The 18,848-nt window shown below is 67.2% G+C and carries 15 protein-coding genes, 1 tRNA gene and 1 pseudogene; 12 read left to right on the forward strand and 5 right to left on the reverse strand.

The window, feature by feature from the left end; genetic code table 11:
• Window positions 1-6 precede the first annotated feature (6 nt).
• The 4 genes from AAG895_RS17690 (at window position 7) to AAG895_RS17705 (ending at window position 7,448) form a co-directional block, all read left to right on the forward strand.
• Window positions 7-603 carry a YfiR family protein gene (locus AAG895_RS17690; RefSeq protein WP_345793286.1) on the forward strand — a complete coding sequence of 199 codons (597 nt, stop codon included), beginning with the start codon at window positions 7-9 and terminating at the stop codon, window positions 601-603.
• Window positions 600-3,359 (forward strand): response regulator, encoded by a 2,760-nt coding sequence (locus AAG895_RS17695; RefSeq protein ID WP_345793287.1) that lies wholly within the window; start codon window positions 600-602, stop codon window positions 3,357-3,359. The genes AAG895_RS17690 and AAG895_RS17695 overlap by 4 nt, the downstream gene beginning before the upstream one ends.
• Window positions 3,356-5,467 (forward strand): EAL domain-containing protein, encoded by a 2,112-nt coding sequence (locus AAG895_RS17700; protein WP_345793288.1) that lies wholly within the window; start codon window positions 3,356-3,358, stop codon window positions 5,465-5,467. The genes AAG895_RS17695 and AAG895_RS17700 overlap by 4 nt, the downstream gene beginning before the upstream one ends.
• 79 nt (window positions 5,468-5,546) lie before the next feature.
• Window positions 5,547-7,448: a diguanylate cyclase gene (locus AAG895_RS17705; RefSeq protein WP_345793289.1), complete on the forward strand. Its 1,902-nt coding sequence runs from the start codon at window positions 5,547-5,549 to the stop codon at window positions 7,446-7,448.
• Between the two features lie 114 nt (window positions 7,449-7,562).
• On the opposite strand, the gene AAG895_RS17710 is transcribed toward AAG895_RS17705, so the two are convergent.
• Window positions 7,563-9,074 carry a helicase HerA-like C-terminal domain-containing protein gene (locus AAG895_RS17710; protein ID WP_345793290.1) on the reverse strand — a complete coding sequence of 504 codons (1,512 nt, stop codon included), beginning with the start codon at window positions 9,072-9,074 and terminating at the stop codon, window positions 7,563-7,565.
• 231 nt (window positions 9,075-9,305) lie between these two features.
• On the opposite strand from AAG895_RS17710, the gene AAG895_RS17715 reads away from it, so the two are divergent.
• The 7 genes from AAG895_RS17715 (at window position 9,306) to AAG895_RS17745 (ending at window position 15,377) form a co-directional block, all read left to right on the forward strand.
• Entirely contained in the window at window positions 9,306-10,031 is a 726-nt protein-coding gene (locus AAG895_RS17715) for a YebC/PmpR family DNA-binding transcriptional regulator (RefSeq protein ID WP_345793291.1), read from the forward strand.
• 118 nt (window positions 10,032-10,149) lie between these two features.
• Window positions 10,150-11,031: a DMT family transporter gene (locus AAG895_RS17720; protein ID WP_345793292.1), complete on the forward strand. Its 882-nt coding sequence runs from the start codon at window positions 10,150-10,152 to the stop codon at window positions 11,029-11,031.
• A 36-nt stretch (window positions 11,032-11,067) separates the two neighbouring features.
• Window positions 11,068-11,385, forward strand: a complete 318-nt coding sequence (locus AAG895_RS17725) for a heavy metal-binding domain-containing protein (protein ID WP_345793293.1) — start codon at window positions 11,068-11,070, stop codon at window positions 11,383-11,385.
• Window positions 11,382-11,933 (forward strand): crossover junction endodeoxyribonuclease RuvC, encoded by a 552-nt coding sequence (ruvC, locus tag AAG895_RS17730; RefSeq protein ID WP_345793294.1) that lies wholly within the window; start codon window positions 11,382-11,384, stop codon window positions 11,931-11,933. Before AAG895_RS17725 ends, ruvC begins: the two co-directional genes overlap by 4 nt.
• A 128-nt stretch (window positions 11,934-12,061) precedes the next feature.
• Window positions 12,062-12,137, forward strand: a tRNA-Lys gene (locus AAG895_RS17735).
• Between the two features lie 567 nt (window positions 12,138-12,704).
• Window positions 12,705-13,295 (forward strand): hypothetical protein, encoded by a 591-nt coding sequence (locus AAG895_RS17740; protein ID WP_345793295.1) that lies wholly within the window; start codon window positions 12,705-12,707, stop codon window positions 13,293-13,295.
• A 495-nt stretch (window positions 13,296-13,790) separates the two neighbouring features.
• Entirely contained in the window at window positions 13,791-15,377 is a 1,587-nt protein-coding gene (locus tag AAG895_RS17745; protein ID WP_345793296.1) for a transposase family protein, read from the forward strand.
• 79 nt (window positions 15,378-15,456) lie between these two features.
• On the opposite strand, the gene AAG895_RS17750 is transcribed toward AAG895_RS17745, so the two are convergent.
• Together AAG895_RS17750 and AAG895_RS17755 are read right to left on the reverse strand one after the other, a co-directional pair.
• Entirely contained in the window at window positions 15,457-16,191 is a 735-nt protein-coding gene (locus AAG895_RS17750) for a DNA-binding protein (protein ID WP_345793297.1), read from the reverse strand.
• Between the two features lie 254 nt (window positions 16,192-16,445).
• Window positions 16,446-17,096 (reverse strand): annotated as a pseudogene (locus tag AAG895_RS17755) (SOS response-associated peptidase).
• A 183-nt stretch (window positions 17,097-17,279) separates the two neighbouring features.
• Here AAG895_RS17755 and AAG895_RS17760 point away from each other — a divergent pair.
• Window positions 17,280-17,609 (forward strand): hypothetical protein, encoded by a 330-nt coding sequence (locus tag AAG895_RS17760; RefSeq protein WP_345793298.1) that lies wholly within the window; start codon window positions 17,280-17,282, stop codon window positions 17,607-17,609.
• Between the two features lie 12 nt (window positions 17,610-17,621).
• Here AAG895_RS17760 and AAG895_RS17765 read toward each other — a convergent pair whose 3' ends face one another.
• Together AAG895_RS17765 and AAG895_RS17770 are read right to left on the reverse strand one after the other, a co-directional pair.
• On the reverse strand, window positions 17,622-18,290 hold the full coding sequence (locus AAG895_RS17765; protein WP_345793299.1) for an SOS response-associated peptidase: 669 nt from the start codon (window positions 18,288-18,290) through the stop codon (window positions 17,622-17,624).
• 22 nt (window positions 18,291-18,312) lie between these two features.
• A complete protein-coding gene (locus AAG895_RS17770; RefSeq protein ID WP_345793300.1) occupies window positions 18,313-18,843 on the reverse strand; it encodes a hypothetical protein in 531 nt (176 codons plus the stop codon).
• Window positions 18,844-18,848 lie beyond the last annotated feature (5 nt).

The following is an 18,848-nucleotide window of genomic DNA, read 5'->3' on the forward strand; positions in this document are numbered from 1 at the left end:
CTGGCCATGACCTTGGCTCGATCGCTCACGCACCCGAGGCATCCGGTCCCGCGCCGGCTGCGCGCCGCCGCCGGGCTGCGGCGGCTGTGCGCGGCGCTCGCCCTGGCGATGCTGGCGATCCCGACGGTGTTCGGTCAGGAGCTGCTCGATCCCGCCGAGGAGTACCGCCTCAAGGCCGCATTCCTGTTCAACTTCGCCAACTTCGCCACCTGGCCGGACGAGGGCACGACCGACGCGCTGACGGTCTGCGTGTACGGCGACGACCCCTTCGGCGCACATCTCGACGCGCTGGTCGGGCGCAAGGCGGGCAAGCACAGCCTGCGCGTCGAGCGCATGCACAGCGTGGACGCGCTCGACAGCTGCCAGGTGGTCTTCGTCACCCGCCCGATGATCGGCAACCTCGCCCGTGTGCTCGACCGCATCCAAGGCCGCGCCGTCCTGACCGTGGCCGACAGCCCGGGCGCCCTCGACACCGGCGTCATGCTCAACATGGACAGCGCCAGCGGCCGCATCAGCTTCGCTGCCAACCTTGCCGCTGCACGCCGCCAGGGGCTGGGGCTCAGCTCACGGCTACTCAAGCTCGCCACCGAGGTCAGGCAATGAATCTGCATCCCCCCTCCCCCGACCTCCGCGTGCCGCTCGGCGAGAAGCTGCGCCGGGTCAATCAGCGTGCCCTCGGCCTTGCGGTGGGCCTGCTCGCACTGGTGATCACCCTCGGCAGCCTGGTGATCAGCGCGCTCGCCCTCGAGAGCAACACCCGCGTGATGGCACGGGTGCTCGCCGACAACGCCGCTGCCAGCCTGATGTTCCTTGACAGGGAGGCGGCGGCACGCGTGCTCGCCCCCCTCGAGCGCCTGCCGGACGTGCGCGGAGCGGCAATCCTCGATACCGAGCAGACCGAGTTCGCACGCTACGGGCAGTTCCGTGCCGCGGGGCGCGAACTCCCACGCCCGGCCGCCGAGCGCGCGCACTTCAGCCTGGACACGCTGCACCTGACGCAACCGATCATCGAGAACGAGAACGTGGTCGGAGTGCTCGATCTCGACCTCGACTTGAAGCCGCTCTACATCCAGGTCTTCGCCCACACCTCGATCATCGTCGTCGCCGCGCTGCTCGCGGTCTGGCTCGCATCCCGGACGCTCAGACGGCTCAACGGCGTGGTGCTGCGCCCGCTGACTTCGCTGTCGGCGCTGATGGCGCGCGTCGCCCACACCGAGGACTACGCTGCACGTGCAGAACCGAGCAGCATCACCGAACTCGACTCGCTGGCGAGCGGCTTCAACCGCATGCTTGGGCAGATCGCCGAGCGCGACGCACGCCTGGCCGCCCACCGCGAGCACCTCGAGGACGAGGTTGCCGCACGCACCCAGGAGCTGCTGCGCGCCAAGGAGGCGGCAGAAGCCGCCAGCCAGGCCAAGAGTGACTTCCTCGCCACCATGAGCCACGAGATCCGCACGCCAATGAATGGCGTGCTCGGCATGACCGAACTGCTGCTCGACAGCCAGCTCGACACCGAGCAGCGCCACTTCGCCGAGGCGGTACAGAACTCGGGCCGCCACCTGCTCGGCATCATCAACGACATCCTCGACTTCTCGAAGATCGAATCCGGCCACCTCGAGCTCGAGCGGGTCGAGTTCGAGCCCGGCGAACTGCTCGAGGGTGCGCTGGCGATGTTCGCCCAACCCGCCGAGCGCAAGGGCGTGGAGTTGGTCGCCGACATCGCGGGGGACGCCCGCCTGAGCCTGCGCGGCGACCCCTTCCGCATCCGCCAGGTGGTCACCAACCTGATCAGCAACGCGGTCAAGTTCACTCCGCACGGCGAGATCGTGGTGCGCTTGCGCACGCTCGAGCAGAATGCCAACACCTGCCGGCTGCGCATCGAGGTCGAGGACACCGGGATCGGCATCCCGCTCGAGGCGCAGGAAAAGATCTTCGAACAGTTCGCCCAGCTCGACGGCTCGACCACGCGCCAGTACGGCGGCACCGGCCTCGGCCTGGCGATCTGTCGCCGGCTGGTGGAGCTGATGGGCGGCCGGGTGGGCGTGATCAGCCAGCCCGGAGAAGGCGCACGCTTCTGGATCGAGCTCGCGCTGCCCCGTGGCAGCAGCTCGCCGGCCCTGCTCACCGGCGACATCGCGCTCGCCGGCGTGAAGGTGATCGTGGTCGATGACAACCCCACCAACTGCGAGATCCTGCAGCGCCAGCTCGAAGCCTGGCAGATGCAGGTGACCACCGCCGCCAACGGCATGGAGGGACTCGCGCGCATGCGCCAGGCCAGCCTCGCCGGCGAGCCCTTCGCGCTCGCGGTGCTCGACATGCACATGCCGCAGATGGACGGCGTGCAGGTCGCCAATGCGATCACGCAGGCCCCCATCCTGGCCGCCACGCGCATCGTCGTGCTCACTTCGAGCTACTCCAGCGCCAGCGCCCACGAGCGCGAGCGCGCCGGCATCCTGCGCTGCGTCCACAAGCCGATCCGCCGTGCCGAGCTGCACGAGGTCGTGTGCAGCGCCCTGCGCGGCACACCGGTGGCCGCCACGCGGGATGTGGCGCGCAGCACGGGGCCGGCCTTCGGCGCCGGGCGGCAGGTGCTGCTCGCCGAGGACAATCCGGTGAACCAGCAGATGGCCCAGGCCATGCTCGCCAAGCTCGGCATCGGCGTGAGCATCGCCGACAACGGCGAGCAAGCCGTACGCATGGCTGCGACATCGCACTTCGACCTCGTGCTGATGGACTGCCACATGCCGATCATGGACGGTTACGAGGCGAGCGCGGCGATCCGCAGCAGCGAGCGCGAGGGGCAGCGCATCCCGATCGTGGCGCTCACCGCCAATGTCATGGAGGGCAACCACCACCTCTGCCTCGCCGCCGGCATGGACGACTTCCTGGCCAAGCCCTACAGCCTCGCGCAGTTGCGCGCCACGCTCGAGCGCTGGCTCACCCTGCCGCAGCCAGCAGAGCGTGCGGCTGTCGCTGCATCCGCCCCGGCGGCGCCCGCCCAGACGACGGCCATCGACCTCAGGTTCCTCGATCAATTCCGCGAGCTCGACCCGGACGGCGGCCTCGCGCTCGCGTCGCGCGTGATGAAGGTGTATCTGGAAAGCAGCAACGAAGTCGCCCGCCAGATCGAGGCCGCGCTGGACAGCGGCGATGCCGAGGGGCTGCGCCGCGCCGCGCACAGCCTGAAGTCGAGTTCGGCCAACGTCGGCGCCATGTCGCTCGCCGGCCTGCTCAAGGAGCTGGAAGGGCTCGGCAAGGACGGCCGGCTGGCAGACGCGGTTGCGCTGCGCGAGCGCTTTCGCAGGGGCTACGGCGACGCCGTGGCGGGCCTGCAGGCCTTGCTGGGGGAGATGGCGTGACTACGCAGGGGAGCCGGATCCTCGTCGCCGACGACGACCTGACCGCCTGCCTGCTGCTGCGCGCTGCGCTCGAGAAGGCGGGCTTCGAGGTATGCACCGCGAGCGACGGTGCGCAGGCCCTGCGCGAATTCGCGCGCAGCGCATTCGACATGGCGATGCTCGACGTCGACATGCCGGGCCTCAACGGCTTCGAGGTCTGCGCCGTGCTGCGTCGCGAGGCCGGCGACGCCTTCCCGATCGTGATGGTCACCGGCATGGACGACACCGGCTCGATCGAGACCGCCTACCAGTCCGGCGCCACCGACTTCATGTCCAAGCCGCTCAACTGGGCGCTGATCGGCCACCGCGTGCGCTACCTGCTGCGCGCTGCGCGCGCGGCCCATGCCCTGCGCACCGCCAACGCGCGCAACGCGGCGATGCTCGGCGCAATCCCCGACACCTTGCTGCGCCTCGACCGCAAGGCGCGCATCGTCGAGGTCCGCAGCGGCGCGGCACCCGGCACGGCGGAGCGGCTACCGCGCAGCGGCCTCGGCCTGACCGACGCCTACCCGCCGGCCGCCGCGCAGCAGCTCGCGAAGGCGCTGGACGCCGCACACGCGACCGGGACGCCCCAGAGCGCCGATTTCAGCCTGGTCGACACCGATGAGCGCCAGCGCCACTTCGAGGCCCGGCTGGTCCCAATCGACGGCGACGAGGCGCTGTGCCTGGTGCGCGACATCACCGACCGCAAGGACAACGAGAACCGCATCTTCCGCCTCGCCTATTTCGACACGCTGACCGGGCTGGCCAACCGCCAGGCCTTCCATGAGCGACTCGAGCGCGAGATCCAGCGCGCGCAGCGGGACGAGCGCAGGCTGGCGGTGCTGTTCATGGATCTGGACCACTTCAAGAGCGTCAATGACACCCTGGGCCACGGCGCCGGCGACGCCCTGCTCCAGGAGGCCGCGCGGCGCCTGCGCAACACGCTGCGGCCTTCGGACCTCGTCGCGCGCGCCACGGTCGAGCTGGCGCGCCTCGGCGGCGACGAGTTCACCGTGCTGCTGCCCGACATCGCGCACCCCGACGACGCCCTCCACATTGCCGAACGCATCCGTGATGCCATGCAGCAGCCGTTCGCGCTCGAAGGCGGCAGTCCTCGCCTGAGCACGAGCATCGGCATCGCGCTGTTCCCCGAGGACGGGCACGACTCCGCCAGCCTGCTCAAGCATGCCGACACCGCGATGTACCACGCCAAGGACTGCGGCCGGAACGGCGCGCGCTTCTACAACACCGAGCTCACCCAGGCAGCGGTGGAACGCATGCGCCTCGAGATCAGCCTGCGCCAGGCCCTCGAGCGCGACGAGTTCTTCCTCATGTACCAGCCGCAACTCGACGCACACAGTGGCCGGGTGACGAGCGTCGAGGCGCTGGTGCGTTGGCGCCATCCGGAGCGTGGGCTCGTGCCGCCGCTCGATTTCATCCCTTTCGCGGAGCAGAACGGCATGATCGTGGCGATCGGCCGCTGGGTGCTGCACCAGGCCTGTCGCGATGCCGCCGCCTGGCTGCACGCCGGACAGCCGATGCAGGTCGCGGTTAACCTGTCGCCCCTGCAGTTTCGCGAGCCGCAGCTCCTCGAGATCATCCGCGGCGTGCTCGCGGACACCGGCCTGCCGCCGCGCTGGCTCGAACTGGAGGTGACCGAGAGCGCGCTGATGGACGACAACGAGACCACGCTGAACACCCTGCTGGCCTTGCGCGCCGAGGGCATCCACATCGCGCTCGACGACTTCGGCACCGGCTACTCCTCGCTCAGCTACCTCAAGCGTCTGCCGCTGAGCCGGATAAAGGTGGATAAGAGCTTCGTGATCGGCCTGCCTGACGACCGCGACAATCTCGCCATCGTGCAGGCCATCGTCTCGCTTGCCCGGCACCTCGGCTTCAGCATCACCGCAGAAGGGGTCGAGACCATGGAACAGGCGCGCCTGCTGACCGAACTCGGCAGCGACAGCCTGCAGGGCTACTGCTTCAGCACCCCGGTCGAGGTTGCCGCGCTCGCCGAGCTCGCGCAGCGCAGCTGGGAAATCCGCACGGCTTCGCCAGATTCGGCACGCTGCGGAGTCACGCTCTAGTTTAAGCTTCGGACGACTGCCATCTGGAGACGTCCCCAACCGGACCGCACACCCCGCCCAGCTCCCGCCGACTACCCGCATGAAGAAGCTCGAACACATCCCGCTCACCGGCGAACTGCCGAGCCCGAAGGGCGTTGCCCTGGCCATCCTTGAGATGTGCCGGCGCGACGACACGACGGCTGCGGACATCGCGCGCATCGCGCAGACCGACCCCGCGCTCGCCGGCCGCCTGATCCGCCAGGCCAACTCGGCCGCGATCGCAGGCTCGCGGCCGGTGGCCTCGGTCACCGAGGCCATCCTGCGCCTGGGCATGGGCACGGTGCGCAACCTGGCGATGGGCTTCTCGCTGGTGGACCAGTACCAGAACGGCCCGTGCGAGGGGTTCGACTACCAGCGCTTCTGGTCGCAATCGCTGCTGATGGCGCTGGCGATGCAGCAGTTCTGCACCATGACCGGAGCGGGGTCGGCCGAGGAACTGTTCGCCTGCGGCCTGCTCGCGCGCATCGGCTGCCTCGCGCTCGCCACCGTCTATCCGACCGAGTACGCGCGACTGCTGCAGAACCCGGATCGGGAGCGCACGCTGGCCGAGCGCGAGCAGGAACACCTGGAGACCGACCACAACGAACTCACCGCTGCCCTGCTCGCCGAGTGGGGCATCCCGAGCGCGCTGATCGAGCCGATCTACCACCACGAAGCCCCGGACAAGTCCGCCTTCTCGCCGGGTTCGCGGCCCTACCAGCTCGTGCACCTGTTCTACCTCGCCAAATGCGTGGCCGACCTCGGCATCGCCCCCGATGGCGAGCGCAATGGCCGAACCGCCGAGCTGCTGCTGCTCGGCGGCAAGATCGGCCTCAATGCCGACGAGCTCGGCGCCGCCATCGACAGCCTCGTGATGCGCTGGCGGGAATGGGGCGAGCTGCTGCGCGTTCCAGCCTCGGCGCTGCCCTCCTTCGCGCAGATGTCCAGCCCGCACGCCCCCCGCCCGGACGACAGCACGAGCCCGGCGGCGCTGCGCGTACTGCTGGTGGATGACGACGCCACCACGCGCTGCATGATGGAGGGCGTGCTCGGCGGCACGCTCGGACATTCGGTGATGTGCGCCAGCAATGGCCGCGAGGCGATGGCGCTGGCACTGGAGGCGATGCCGCAGATCGTCATCACCGACTGGATGATGCCGGGCATGGACGGCCTCGAGCTCTGCCGCGCGCTGCGCGCCACCGAATGGGGGCAGACCATCTACCTGATCATGCTCACCAGCGTCGAGGACGAGGACGAGGTCATCGAGGCCTTCGAGGCCGGGGTGGATGACTTCCTGACCAAACCGGTGAACATCCGCACGCTGCGCGCCCGCCTGCGCGCGGCCTGGCATTACGTGCAGCTGCTCGAGGCCTGGGAGCGCGATCGCGCCCAGCTCAAGCAGTTCGCCGCCGAGTTGGCGATCAGTAACCGCAGGCTCGAGCACGCGGCCATGACCGACCTGCTCACCGGGCTGCCAAACCGCCGAGCGGGGATGAGCGCGCTGACCAAGGCCTGGGCCGCCGCCGACCGCTTCCAGCAGCAGCTGTCGGTGCTGGTGCTCGACATCGACCACTTCAAGCACGTCAATGACACCCACGGCCATGCGGTCGGCGACAAGGTGCTGATCGAAGTCGCCCACCAGATACAGCGCGCAGCGCGCCGCGACGACAGCGTGTGCCGGCTGGGTGGCGAGGAATTCCTGATGATCTGCCAGAACGCCGACCTCAAGTCGGCGCTGCTGGCGGCCGATCGCCTGCGGCGCACGATCGAGGCGATGACGATCGAGGCGGAGGGCGCGACGATCCGCACCACCGTGAGCATCGGCGTCGCCAGCCGCGAGCCGCGCATGGGCGAGACCGACGCCCTCGTCAATGCGGCCGACCGGGCCCTTTACCGCGCCAAGCAGTCCGGCCGCAACCGCAGCTGCATCATCGTCCAGGACAAGCTGCGCTGCCTGCCCTGAACCACCTGCCGCGGCGATCCCGCGCGTGAAGGACTTTCCGTGGGAGCGGGCTTGCCCGCGAATGAAGACCATGCCATTCGCGGACAAGCCCGCTCCCACAACGCCTTGCCAGGTTCAGCGCCGCCCGCCGAGCAGCGAGCCGAGGATGCCGCGCACGATCTGACGGCCGAGCGAGCTGCCGATCGTGCGGGTGACCGTCTTCGCGGCGATCTGCACCAGGCCGTCGCGCTGCCCGCCACGCGGACCGGTGGAGCCGAACAGGATGTCGTTGATTCCGCCGCCGCCCTGCGCCGGCTGGCGCGCCGCAGCCTGCTGCTCGGCGGCCGCGGCCGAGGCCGCCGCCTGCGCGCGCAGCATCTCGTAGGCCGACTCGCGGTCCACCGCCTGCTCGTAGTGGCCATAGATCACCGAGCCGGTGATCGCCGCCTTGCGTTCGGCCGGCTCGAGCGGCCCGAGGCGGGAATCCGGCGCGATGACGTTGCAGCGCTCGGTGATCTGCGGCCGCCCCTTGTCGTCGAGGAAGGAGATCAGCGCCTCGCCCACGCCCAGCTCGGTGATCGCGGCAGCGGCGTCGAAGGCGGGGTTGGGGCGCATGGTGTCGGCGGCGGTCCTCACCGCCTTCTGGTCGCGCGGGGTAAAGGCGCGCAGCGCGTGCTGGACACGGTTGCCGAGCTGGCCGAGCACGGTGTCGGGCACGTCGAGCGGGTTCTGGGTGACGAAATACACGCCCACGCCCTTGGAACGGATCAGGCGCACCACCTGCTCGATCTTCTCGATCAGCGCCTTGGGCGCGTCGTTGAACAGCAGGTGGGCCTCGTCGAAGAAGAACACCATCTTCGGCTTGTCGGGGTCGCCCACCTCGGGCAGCTGCTCGAACAGTTCGGACAGCATCCACAGCAGGAAGGTGGAGTAGAGCTTGGGCGAGTGGTAGAGCTTGTCCGCCGCCAGCACGTTGATCACGCCGCGGCCGTCGGCGCCGGTCTGCATCAGGTCGGCGATGTCGAGCATCGGCTCGCCGAAGAAGACGTCGCCACCCTGCTCTTCGAGCGCCAGCAGGTTGCGCTGGATGGCGCCGATCGAGGCGGTGGAGATGTTGCCGTACTCGGTGGTGAAGCTCTTCGCGTTCTCGCCCGCGTACTGGACCATCGCGCGCAGGTCCTTGAGGTCGAGCAGCAGCATGCCGTTGTCGTCGGCGATCTTGAACACCAGCGTCAGCACGCCGGTCTGGGTGTCGTTGAGGTTGAGCAGGCGCGCGATCAGCAGCGGCCCCATGTCGGAGATGGTGGCGCGCACCGGGTGGCCCTGCTCGCCGTACACGTCCCAGAACACGGTGGTGTTGGCGCGCGGGGTGTATTCGCCGATGCCGATCGCGGCCAGGCGCTGCATCAGCTTGTCGGATTGGCGGCCCGCAGCGCCGATGCCGGAGAGGTCACCCTTGATGTCGGCCACGAAAACCGGCACGCCGATGTTGGCGAAGGACTCGGCGAGCTTCTGCAGGGTCACCGTCTTGCCGGTGCCGGTGGCGCCGGTGATGAGACCGTGCCGGTTTGCCAGCCGCGGCAGCAGGCAGATGTCCTTGAACTGGTCCTTGTCGTGCGCGCGCGCGATCAGCATCGGGTCGGCCATGAACAGCTCCTTGCAGGCAGATAAATGATGTCGGCGAGTTTAACAGCGCGCGCGCCATTACCGTGGGAGCGGGCTTGCCCGCGAATGCAGCGCTCACGGCTGCAACGTTCGCGGGCAAGCCCGCTCCCGCAGCCAGACCCGCTCCCACAGCCAGACCCGCGCCCACAGCGCCGCCCGGCCCGGCGCTATAATGCGCGCCTCTTTCAACGCGCACGCAGTACAGAGGTTTCTATGGCGGGTCACTCGAAATGGGCCAACATCCAGCACCGCAAGGGTCGTCAGGACGAAAAGCGCGGTGCGGCATTCTCCAAGCTGGCGAAGGAGATCACCGTCGCCGCCAAGATGGGCGGAGGTGACCCCGGCTTCAACCCGCGCCTGCGCCTGGCGGTGGACAAGGCCAAGGCGGTGAACATGCCCAAGGACAAGATCGAGAACGCGGTCAAGAAGGGCACCGGCGAACTCGAGGGCGTGAGCTACGAGGAAGTGCGCTACGAGGGCTACGGCATCGGCGGCTCGGCGATCATCGTCGACTGCCTCACCGACAACCGCACGCGCACCGTGGCCGACGTGCGCCACGCCTTCTCCAAGTACGGCGGCAACATGGGCACCGACGGCTGCGTGGCCTTCCAGTTCAAGCACTGCGGCCAGCTGTTGTTCGCGCCCGGTACCAGCGAGGACGCGCTGATGGAAGCCGCGCTCGAGGCCGGCGCCGAGGACGTGCTCACCAACGAGGACGGCTCGATCGAGGTCATCACCGGTCCGTGGGAATTCACCGCGGTGAAGGAAGCGCTCGAGAAGGCTGGCTTCACCGCCGAGTTCGGCGAGGTGACCATGAAGCCCGACAACGTGATCGAGCTCGCCGGCGACGAGGCCGCGCGCATGCAGAAGCTGCTCGACGCGCTCGAGGGCCTGGACGACGTGCAGGAGGTCTATACCTCGGCCGAGATCGCCGAGTAAGCCCTCCGGCCTGCCCCACGGAAGCGGCGCCCGGCGCCGCTTTTTTCTTTTGGGCCGGGCAACGGGATCAATGGGGTCAGACCCCATTGAAAACTGTCACCGGCCGCCTTGGACGCTCATGCCTTTGCCCTCCATGCTCACCCGCCTGACGCCGCTGCTCTTCGTGCTGCTGTGGAGCACCGGTTTCATCGGCGCAAAGTACGGCCTGCCCTATGCAGAGCCGCTCAGCTTCCTGGCCATCCGCTACGTGCTGGTCATCGGGTTGATGACGCTGCTCGCGCTCGCCATGCGCGCCCCCTGGCCGGCGAAGCCGCGCGAGGCGCTCCACATCGGCGTCACCGGCCTGCTGGTGCATGCGGTGTATCTGGGCGGGGTGTTCATGTCCATCCATCGCGGGCTGCCGGCGGGCATCTCGGCCCTGGTCGTGGGCATGCAGCCGCTGCTCACCGGCGCGCTCGCCGGCCTGCTGCTGGGCGAGCGCGTGTCCGCGCGCCAGTGGTCGGGGCTGGCGCTCGGCTTCGGCGGCGTGGCGCTGGTCGTGGGCAGCAAGGCCAGCGTGGACGGCGCCGCCGCCGATGCGCTCGCGCACATGCTGATCCCGGCGGTGGCGGCGCTGCTCGGGATCACCGCCGGCACGCTGTACCAGAAGCGCTTCTGCCCGCGCTTCGACCTGCGCACAGGCTCGGTCCTGCAGTTCCTCCCCAGCCTCGCACTCACCGCGCTCGTCGCGAGCCAGACCGAAAGCATGGCCATCCAGTGGACCGGCGACTTCGTCTTCGCCCTGCTGTGGCTGGTGCTGGTGCTGTCGATCGGCGCGATCAGCCTGCTCAACCTGCTGATCCGCAGCGGCAGCGCGGTCAATGTGGCGAGCCTGTTCTACCTCACTCCGCCGACCACTGCCTTGATCGCCTGGGCGATGTTCGGCGAGACCCTGTCGCCGCTCGCCCTCGCCGGCATGGCGGTTGCCGTGTCGGGTGTGTGGCTGGCGCGCAAGGGCTAGAATCGGGCCTCCAGCCAACGCCCGCAGGAGCATGCCATGCTGATGACCACCACCTCGAACCTCGACGGCCAGCCGATCCGCCAGTATCTCGGCGTGGTCAACGGCGAGGCCATCATCGGCGCCAACCTGTTCAAGGACATGTTCGCCTCGATCCGCAACGTCGTCGGCGGCCGCGCCGGCAGCTACGAGCGCACGCTCGCCGACGCCCGCCGCATCGCCATGGAGGAGATGGAAGAGGCGGCGCAGAAGCTCGGCGCCAACGCGGTGATCGGCATCGACGTCGACTACGAGGTGCTCGGCGCCGACAACGGCATGCTGATGGTGTGCGTCAGCGGCACCGCGGTGAAGGTTTGAGCGCTGCCGCAAGCACCCACGTCGCCACCCGCATCCTCGGCCTCGACCCCGGGCTGCGCATCACCGGCTTCGGCCTGGTGGACCAGCTCGGCACCCAGTTGCGCTATGTCGCCAGCGGCTGCATCAAGACGCGGGACGGCGAGCTCCCCGGCCGCCTCAAGACCCTGCTCGACGGAGTGCGCGAGATCGTCGACACCTACCGCCCCGACGTCGTCGCGGTCGAGAAGGTCTTCGTCAACGTCAACCCGCAGTCCACGCTGCTCCTCGGCCAGGCCCGCGGCGCCGTGATCTGCGGCGCGGTGTCCTGCGACCTGCCGGTGGCGGAATATACCGCGCTGCAGGTCAAGCAATCGGTGGTGGGCTACGGCAAGGCGCACAAGGAACAGGTGCAGCACATGGTGCAGCGTCTGCTCGCGCTCGATGCCAGCCCCGGCCCGGATGCGGCCGACGCGCTCGCCTGCGCGATCTGCCACGCCCACGGCACCCACGGCCTCGGCGGTCTCGCCGGTATGGGCGGTCGCCGCCGCGCAGGGCGGATATTGGGCTGAGCGGTGACACGCCGCGCGCCATGCTGGCCCGCGCGGGATTTTTGGCACGAGCTATTGCAGCGCAGCAGAAAGCCGCGTATCATCTCTGCTCTTCGATCGGGCGCCAATCCGGTCCGCCGCAAGGCAACGGGGGTATAGCTCAGTTGGTAGAGCAGTTGACTCTTAATCAATTGGTCCTAGGTTCGAGTCCTAGTGCCCCCACCAACGAATTCAAGCACTTAGGCCGATCCTCCGGGGTTGGCCTTTTTGTTTTTGGCGTTTTGGTTGCCGTTTGGTTGCCGTTCGGCGGCCGCTAGGCGAACAGTCCGGTCGCCACAAAGGAAAGGCCATCCAGTTCAGGGCAACCAGCATCGACTGGATTCGAAGGGCCTGGGAACTTGCCCTACACCCACTGGCAAATGCGGACGCCCACACTCGCTCCTGTCACGCTCGCCCCGGATGTTGGCAACATCCCAAAAAAACGGCCCACTCAAGTGCATGCCGAGCGAGCCTGATCGAGGACAAGTTGACCTACCTTTCCACCGAATGCATGATCTTTGGGCCGCTACAAACAATAGCGGCCGGGCGTGGAAACCCGTTTGCCTACAGACGAGAAAGTCCGCATTCGTGCGGCTTTTCTCGTGCCGCGCTGCTGCGCCTTCAATGGCGGGCCGCGTGGGGCCAGCTTCGGCTGGGCCGGTTCCTGTAGGCCGGTTTCCACCCCCGCGTCGGTCCGCCACCCGCCGTGGAAAGCGGGAGCGGATCACTCACCGCGTTACAGGAGCAGTGATCATGCGCAAAACGACCTCAGATCCAGTTTCGGTTTCAGTCGCCGATAGGCCCGCCTCTTCCTCATCGGAGCACCCCCGCAGCACCCTTCGCTTCCATCCCGAGGCTGAGCAAGCCCTTCACCGCCTGCCCTTCGTCGGCTGGCATCACGGTGAGATCAAGTTTTGGGATGTACCCAACACGGGTGGTTATGTGGGCGGAAATCTGACGGGCGATGCACTCGCCAGAATCTTTCTCGAAACGCTTCGCCAACAGTCGGCTGCAGCCACCCCCGGCGCTTGGCTCGGGTGGATCGCAATGGGCTGGATGCACCATGTCTTCGACATGGTGGGCGTCGAGCCTGACCTCGACCCCGAAAGCCGACTCAACACTCTTCGAGGCCAAGTCGTGGGTTTCACTTCTGTGCTCTCGGATGTCCTGAGGGAAGCGCTCAGGAATTCAAGCCTTTCCCTTCCTCCGCTCGACGAGGAGGAGTGCCTGCGGCAGGCAAACGAGGGCCTTGAAACGCGTACTGCCAAGTCGGCAATTATCCGTGTGGCGGGAGCGCGAAGCGGCCGCAGGCAATCGAGGAGATCCAAGCCTTCGAATGACTAACTAGCACTCATGCGCCCGATCGTCCGCGCATGTTGGCGCGCTCGATCGGGCTGTTTCGTGGCAAAGAAGGAGAAGGACCCATCAAAGCCGGCGAAGGTCACGCTGCACGTTTTCCAGCACCGTCTCCCGCCCATCTTTTCGATTGAAGTCGAGTCTCCCAGTCAACGCTTAGGCCAGCCGAGTTTCCTATGGTCACCCGAGAACCCCAATCGAAAAAGAAGAAGCGTCTGTACCGCCCCTATCGCCATGATCAGCGAGTCGTCGTCCTCCAATCGCAGCACCGCCAGGACGAGCCCTGCCCCTAGCGACGCTCGGGTTGCAGCTACCCCGGGCTCTCGACCGCTGCCCGCTAGCGCGACCGGGGACCACAAGGCCTCCGCGCTGCCCGGCGTCAATTACCTTGGCGGCGCGCATTGACTCAAATTAATTGTTACCAAGCCGCAGCGGTTGCCTCATCTATCTTGCTACCTGTCAGAGGCCTGACAGGGGCAACCTATGGCGAGGCGACTCAGCATGACGACACGACGGGAATTGATCACAGCAGTCGGGGAGCGGTATCGGCGATCCAGCCGCAGCGGGAAGCAGCAGATCCTCGACGAATTTCTCAAACTGACCGGCTACCACCGCAAACACGCAATCCGTGTGCTGGGCCGTGAAGCGCAGTCCCCGAAGGCAAGGCCGGGGCCACGCCGGCGCTATAACGATGAGATTCGTGTCACGCTGATCACGCTGTGGGAAGCGGCCGACCGGATCTGCGGCAAGCGGCTGAAGGCGGTGATACCGACGCTGCTCGAGTCGATGAACCGGTACGGTCATCTGTCGCTGGCCGACGAACTACGCAAGAGGCTCCTGGGCATCAGCGCGGCGACGATCGACCGGTTGCTCAGAGACGTCCGCCAACAGGCCTTTGGCGGGCAACGCAAGCGTGCCGGAGGCGTGGGCAACGCGATTCGCCGCGCAGTCCCGATCCGCACGTTTGCCGACTGGGGCGATCCGCTGCCCGGCTATCTCGAGATCGACCTCGTCGAGCATTGCGGCGGCGTCAAGATCGACGGCGACTTTGTCCACAGTCTGGTGATGACGGACATCGCGACGGGCTGGACCGAGTGTCTGGCGATGCCGTTTCGCAATCACGCATTCGTCATCGAGCACGTCGAGCGCATCCGCGCCGCACTGCCCTTTCCGCTGCGTGGTCTCGATAGCGACAACGACACGGTCTTCATGAACGAAGGCGTGTTCGAGTTCTGCCGGAACACGGGAATCGAGCTGACCCGCTCGCGGGCCTACAAGAAGAACGATCAGGCGTGGGTCGAGCAGAAGAACGGTTCGATCGTGCGGCGCCTGGTGGGCTACGGCAAGCTGCGGGGACTGAAAGCGACGGAAACGCTGGCGTCCTTGTATCGGGTCTCGCGGCTGTACATCAACTACTTCCAGCCGTCATTCAAGCTGAAGTCGAAGACACGCGATGGGGCGCGGGTAACGAAGCACTACGAGGCGCCGCTGACGCCGCTGGAGCGCGTGCTGCGTTCAACGTCCGTGCCGCAGGCGACCCGGCAGCGCCTGCAGGAAGAGTTTCGTGCGCTCGATCCGGTCGAGCTCCTGCACCGTATGCGCGAGGCTCAGCGGCATGTGGCCGAATGCTCGGCTGCGGGCAGCGGGGTGACAGCCACCAAGGCGGCGGACAGTGAGGTACCGATTGAGGAATTCCTGACCAGCTTGAGTACGGCGTGGCAGGCTGGCGAGGTACGCCCGACCCATGGTCGGAAGGCTGCCTCGGTACATGACTGGCGCACGCGCCCGGATCCATTCGCGGACACATGGCCCAAAATACAGCAGTGGCTCGAGACGGAACCGGATGTCAGCGCCCAACAGCTGCAGAAACGGCTCACCGAGATGATGCCCGAGCTCTATTCCGGCGCTCAACTGCGCACCCTGCAGCGACGTGTGAAAGCATGGCGGACGAATCGGGCCAGGGAACTCGTGACCCGAACACTCGGCGCCGACGCGGTGGCGGCTGCCGCCGCTACGCGGCGCCAGCCGCCACCGCAGAACAATCCCAAGGCGACGATTACGCCGGAGTAACATCCTTCTGTGAGGCAACACGCGGCGTCAGGCTAATTGTCGCCGGCCACCGCGCCGATTCTGCCCGCCCTGAGTTCGATTACGCCTTTGCCACCGTCTTCGAGCCAAGCGACTCAAGCAGGTGGGCGTTCTGCGTCTGAAGCACTTCAATCTGCCCGGTAAGACGGGCCATCGTCTCACGCGCGGTCCTCGCTTCCTTCTCGGACTCATCGCGCACTTTCTCCGCAGCACTCACGCGCTCAGCGCTACGCCGCACCTCCCTCTCAACTTCCTTTCGATACTCTTGAAAGGAGCCCTCAGCGGCAACCAAGCGCTCGCGAAGCTGCGCAAGCTCTACTGCCTGGCGCTGCGCCTCGGCCTGCTTCTCAGCCAACTGCGCTTTAAGCGTATCGCGCTCGCCGCTCATCTGCTCAAGGCTGGCCTCCAGGTCATCGACGGTCTGCGCCGCATCGGCGAGCTCGAGCTCGGCTTGGGCACGCTGCGCGTCCGCAGCACGGACCACTTCCGTCACTCGGCGCTCGGCAGCCTTCACCGCCCTGTCGTTGAGATCGATCGCCAGCTCGGAAATGCGTCGGCTGAGCGCCTCAGTGACCTGAGCGACAGTCTCAGCGACCTCGACCGGCAACTCAGCAACCGGCTCTGCCTCTGCAATCCGCTTGCTAGCAACGTGATCCTCCCAAACCTGGCGCAGACGCTGCACGTTGCCGCCACCGACCTTCTTCCGAAGTGCAAAAACGGTGACCTTGCTGCCCGTGGCTTCGATAGCCTCGCCAGCAGCGATGATGGCTTCAGCGGTGTACTCGGCAGGACGCATGATGGAATCTCCTCGATATAAGACGTACCCTATCACAAAGAAACTAACTAATAAACAACCATACTAACAAATTAAAACCTAAAGGACCTTAGCTTCCTGGCGACGGGGATAAACGGCGGCTCATGGCGCACGAAGACGGTTTCCTTATCTGGTAGCAGTCCCGAGAGGAAGCGGGTCGAACGGAGAGGACCTCGAAGGCCAGGCCCTGACTGATGTGGCAACGAGGGGACTGAGCCAATAAGCGAGTGGTTGAATCAGCCCCCCTCGTTCCTCACGTTGCCGACCGCCTTCCCCACCGGATACACCGCGAGCACCGCCTCGGCACACGGCCTCACCAGCGCCTGCACCTGGTCGGCCGCAGTCGCGCCGTTCAGCCACGCCCAGTAATCCCCCGGCGCCAGGATCACCGGCATGCGATCGTGCAACGGCCGCATCGCCGCGTTGGCCTCTGTGGTGACGAGTGTGAAGGTGTCGATCTCCTCGCCGTCGGCCGGCCTCGTCCACCGCTCCCACAACCCCGCCAGCGCGAAAAACTGGCCCCCGACCGGATGGATGTAAAACGGCTGCTTGCCGCCGGCGACTTACTGCCACTCGTAGAAGCCGTTCGCCGGCACGATGCAGCGCCGGCGGAGGAACGCCGCCCGAAACGAAGGTTCCTCGGCGACCGACTCGCCGCGCGCGTTGATCAACCTGGTGGCGATCGTCGCGTCCTTCGACCACGACGGCACGAGGCACCAGGGCAGGCGGTGGATCACCCGCTCGCCATTCGGCCGCTGGCGCACGACCGGCAGCCACTGCATCGGCGCCGCGTTCCAGCGCGGCTCGAACTCGACGCCTTCGGGCACCGCGTCGAAGGCCTCGCGCAGGCGCGAGACCGGACCGTAAAGCGCATAGCGTCCGCACATTGCCGTTTTCCTCCAGATCGGGGCAGAACGAGCAGTCGTGTCACCAGCCGCCACCTCGGATCGGCGGCCGATCGCGCCAGCTCACGAAACGGGAAAAATCGTACGCAAAGCTTCGGCATCGATTGCCACCCCAAGCTGGCCGCATTGGGTGAAAATAAGACTGTATTTTTTCCCAGTCCAACCATGCACGTTAGAGTCGTCGAGCTGATGGTGGCCGGAGTTCGCCGCACGCGCGAGGAGTGCCTGGCCGACCCCGGCACGATCGGCACGCTGAGCATAGGCGACATTCCGCTCGGAACCGCCGAGAAGCGGCCTCTGCACGCCGCACAACTTTGGGAACGATGGGGAACCTCGGCCAAGCGCGGCCTGCTGCCGCCGCTGTTCGACGTCCTGGTACTGCGGATCACGCCGCGCAGGCTCCTGCTGCGGGGGTTCCAGGTGAGCACGAAGAACGGGCGAGCAGCCACCCAGTACGCGCAGGAATGGTGGGCCGTGCCGATCGACAAGCCGTAAGAGGATGGCGACTCAGACAGGCTCGATCAGCCCCGCCCCCTCGTTCCTCACGTTCCCCACCGCCCTGCTCACCGGATACGCCGCCAGCGCCGCTTCTGGACACGGCCTCACCAGCGCCTGCACTTGGTCGGCTGCAGTCGCCCCGTTCAGCCACGCCCACCAATCCCCCGGCGCCAGGATCACCGGCATGCGATCGTGCAGCGGTCGCATTGCCGCGTTGGCCTCGGTGGTGACGATCGTGAACGTGTCGAGCTCCTCACCGTCGGCCGGCCTCGTCCAGCGTTCCCACAGCCCCGCCAGCGCGAAGAACTCGCCCCCGACCGGATGGATGTAGAACGGCTGCTTGCCCCCGGCGACTTGCTGCCACTCGTAGAAGCCGTTCGCCGGCACGATGCAGCGCCGGCGGCGGAACGCCGCCCGGAACGAAGGTTTCTCGGCGACCGACTCGCCGCGCGCGTTGATCAACCTGGTGGCGATCGCCTCGTCCTTCGCCCACGACGGCACGAGGCCCCAGCGCAGGCGGTGAATCACCCGCTCGCCGGTAGCCCGCTGCCGGATCACCGGCAACCACTGCATCGGCGCCGCATTCCAGCGCGGCTCGAACTCGAAGCCTTCGGGCACCGCGTCGAATGCCTCGCGCAGGCGCGAGACCGGACCGTAGAGGGCGTAACGACCGCACATATTCGCGCCCTCCCCGGCTACCTCAGTGCAGCGTGCCGGAAGGCCCGCCCTCGCCTTCCTTCACCGGCAGCAGATCCGTGAACCGCCCCCGCACGTCGGTGTAATGCCGGAATTCCGGCGCGCCGATCGTGCGCTTCTTCTTGCTGATCCCCTTCGGCTTGACCGGCACCTGGGCGACCCACACGCCGTGGCGGGTCTCGAGCGACAGGCTCACCACGTCGATCCGCCAGCTCGCCGGGCAGTCGGCCAGCGAGCCGTACTCCTCGAGGATCTCCTCATAGCGGGCGACCTTGTCGGCACGCAGGCTGTATGCCTCCATCAGCACGAAGACGAAGTCGGCGTCGAGCTGCTCGGCGAGCAGCTTCACCGTGCGCGCCGCTGCGTCCTTGTCGGCCGGCGAGCGCATGACGAGCGCCGTGGGGATCGTGGCGCCGGTGGTGAAGTTGCCGACGAAGGCCATGGGCACGAGCTCCTCGCCCTGCTCGAGGAGTTCGCGCGCCTTGTCGATCAGCGGCGCGATCGCCGCCCGGTAGCGTTCGGGGAGCTGGCTCATGTCGG

Origin of the sequence: Thauera sp. JM12B12 (assembly GCF_039614725.1) — a bacterium.
Taxonomy (GTDB): domain Bacteria; phylum Pseudomonadota; class Gammaproteobacteria; order Burkholderiales; family Rhodocyclaceae; genus Thauera.